Raw genomic sequence first — 3,267 nt, forward strand, 5'->3', positions numbered from 1 at the left:
CGTCTCGCCTCGCGTTCCCCACAAACCTCCTCGCGCGTAACTGCGTCCAGCGCCCGGCAGCTCGGCTGCCTGCGCGCGGATGCCCATGCATCGCTTGTGTCGTCACGCCCTTCGCGGGCTCGCTGACGGCATGCCGTTCATGAACATCGCGAGGATCCCATGTTCAATTTTCTGCCGGCCCGTTGGCTGGCTGCCTTGCCCGCCCTGGCTGCTCTTGCAGCGGGCGCTCAGACCGGGCCTGCGCCGACTACAGCGCAGCCGCTGTCTTTCCGCTCCGCCATGGAGGGCTACAAGCTCTTCACCGAGGAAAAGCCCATCCCCTGGAAAGAGGCCAACGAGACCGTCCATCAGCGCGGCGGCTGGCGCGCCTATGCCAAGGAGGGTGCCGGCGAAGCGGACGACAAGCCGTCCGGCGCCGATCCCCACGCCGGGCATTCGTTGTCCACGCCGATGGCGACACCGCCGAAGGACAAGCCATGAGACGGCCGCTGCAGATCGCACCGATCGCGCTCGCCGCTGCATTGCTTGCCGGCTGTGCTTCGGTGGGGATCGACGATGCGCTGAAGGAGACGAATTCCTCGGCCTCGCAGTTCACCGGGGGAAAGCTCGAACTGAGCCGGACCCCGCAGCAGCGGGAGGCCCGCACGGCGCTTTCCGAGGAACTGCTCGGCAAGCCGCTTTCCCAGGACGATGCAGTCCGACTGGCGCTCGCGAACAGCCCTGCGGTCCAAGCGCTGATCGCGCAAAGCTGGGCCGACATGGCCGCGGCCAATCAGGCGAGCCGGCTGCCGAACCCGGTGTTCAGCTTCGAGCGCTTGCGCCTTGGCGACGAGCTCGAGCTGGGGCGCTTGCTGTCCTTCGGCCTGGTCGACCTGATCCTGCTGCCGCAGCGGCTTTCGATTTCCCGAAGCCAGGCCGCTCAGGCGCAGGTGCAGCTGAGCGGCGCGGTGGTGGACCAGGTCACGCAGGTGCGGCAAGCCTGGGTGCGCTCTGTGGCGGCCCAGCAGTCGCTGCAGTACGCCGAGCAGGTCAAGGCATCGGCCGAGGCCAGTGCGGAACTCGCGCGGCGCATGCAGCTCGTCGGCAACTTCAGCAAGCTGCAGCGCGCGCGGCAGCAGGTGTTCTATGCCGACGCCGCGACGCAGCTCGCATCGGCGCGACACGCCGTCACGGCCGCCCGTGAAGAGCTGGTCCGCGCACTGGGTCTGGACGATTCCCAGGCAGCCAGGCTGAAACTGCCCGAACGCTTGCCTGATCTGCCCAAGGCGCCCCGCGAAGCACGCGAGGTGGCGGCGACCGCGAGCGAGCAACGCCTGGATGTGCAGCAGGCCCGGGCGCAGCTCGACGTCGCCGGGAAGTCGCGGGGCATCAACCTGCTGTCGACCTTCATCGATGTGGAGGCCGGCATCCGGCGCGACACCGTGTTCGACAACGCCGAGGGAACCCGCGGGACCCGGCGCGGCTTCGAGCTCGACATCCGGCTGCCGCTCTTCGACTGGGGATCCGCGCAGCGCGATGCGCTGAATGCCCAGGCGCTCGCGGCGGCCAACCGCTACGACGCCACCGTACGTGGCGCAACCTCGCAGCTGCGCGAAGGCTATTCCGCCTATCGCACGGCATACGACATCGCGCGCCACTACCGCGACGAGATCGTGCCGCTGCGCCAGGCCATGGCCGACGAAAACGTGCTTCGCTACAACGGCATGCTGATCGGCGTCTTCGAATTGCTTGCCGAAGCCCGCGACCAGATCACGAGCGTGAACAACGCCATCAATGCTCAGCAGCAGTTCTGGCTGGCAGACGCAGCCCTCGCGGCGTCTGTGATCGGCAAGCCCGCGGCCATGACGGCACCGACGGCCAGCGCAGGCGCACCGCCGGCGGCCGCTGCCGCTCACTGAGCGACTTCCTTCCACAGATCAATATGACAAACAGACGCAACTTCCTGAGCGGCGCGGGCGCTATCACCGGCGCCATCGCGGCTGCTTCGGTCAGCAAGGTGGCCATGGCGGCCCTACCCGAGCCGGTGCTGCAGACCCGGCCCGACACCATGCCGCCGCTCTCGCCCTCGACCGGGCGGCCTTACAACCCCGTCGTCACGCTCAACGGCTGGACGCTGCCCTGGCGCATGAACAACGGCGTCAAGGAATTCCACCTGGTCGCCGAGCCCGTGGTGCGCGAGATGGCGCCCGGCTTCAAGGCTCACCTGTGGGGCTACAACGGCCAGTCGCCGGGGCCCACCATCGAAGTGGTCGAAGGCGACCGCGTGCGCATCTTCGTCACCAACAAGCTGCCCGAGCACACCAGCATCCACTGGCACGGCCAGCGCATTCCCAACGGCATGGACGGCGTGACCGGCCTGACGCAGCCGGGTATCCAGCCCGGCAAGACCTTCGTCTACGAGTTCGTGGCCCGGCGGCCCGGCACCTTCATGTACCACCCGCATGCGGACGAGATGACGCAGATGGCGATGGGGATGATGGGCTTCTGGGTCACGCACCCGAAGGGGAAGCACCCGCTGATCGACGAGGTCGAGCGCGACTTCGTCTTCCTGCTCAATGCCTACGACATCGAGCCCGGCAGCGCGACGCCCAAGATCATGACCATGCTGGACTTCAACCTGTGGTCCTGGAACAGCCGGGTCTTCCCCGGCATCGACTCGCTCAACGTGCGGCTGAACGACAAGGTGCGCATCCGCTTCGGCAACCTGACGATGACGAACCATCCGATGCATCTGCACGGGCACGAGTTCGTGGTCACCGGGACCGACGGCGGCCCGACGCCGAAGAGCACTCGCTGGCACGAAGTGACGACCGACGTGGCGGTCGGCCAGATGCGCCAGATCGAGTTTCTCGCCAACGAGGAAGGCGACTGGGCCTTCCACTGCCACAAGAGCCACCACACGATGAACGCCATGGGCCACGACGTGCCGACCATGATCGGCGTCGACCACAAGGACGTGGTCAGGAAGATCACCAAACTCGTGCCCGACTACATGGTGATGGGCGAACGCGGCATGGCCGACATGACCGAGATGGAGATGCCGCTGCCCGACAACACCGTGCCGATGATGGGCGGCGAAGGCCCTTTCGGCTCGGTCGAGATGGGCGGCATGTTCAGCGTCGTCAAGGTGCGCAAAGGCCAGAAGCCGGGCGACTACGCGAACCCCGGCTGGTTCAAGCACCCGCAAGGCACGGTGGCCTACGAACTGGATGGGCAACTGCCCGAGCCGCCTCGGGCGCGCGGCGCCGGCGCGGCCGCCATGCCCGC

Annotated in this window: 3 protein-coding genes; all 3 read left to right on the plus strand. The window is 67.4% G+C overall.

What is annotated here, in order from left to right; translation table 11 throughout:
- The first annotated feature begins 159 nt into the window (after nt 1-159).
- Complete coding sequence (locus tag AC3A6B_RS29735) at nt 160-480, plus strand: hypothetical protein (RefSeq protein WP_487840226.1); 321 nt, start codon at nt 160-162, stop codon at nt 478-480.
- Entirely contained in the window at nt 477-1,898 is a 1,422-nt protein-coding gene (locus AC3A6B_RS29740; RefSeq protein WP_487840227.1) for a TolC family protein, read from the plus strand. Before AC3A6B_RS29735 ends, AC3A6B_RS29740 begins: the two co-directional genes overlap by 4 nt.
- A 23-nt stretch (nt 1,899-1,921) precedes the next feature.
- The coding region (locus AC3A6B_RS29745; protein ID WP_487840228.1) for a multicopper oxidase family protein at nt 1,922-3,267 on the plus strand (1,346 nt) is incomplete at its 3' end.

The organism is Variovorax sp. Soil_C_33 (assembly GCF_057656935.1).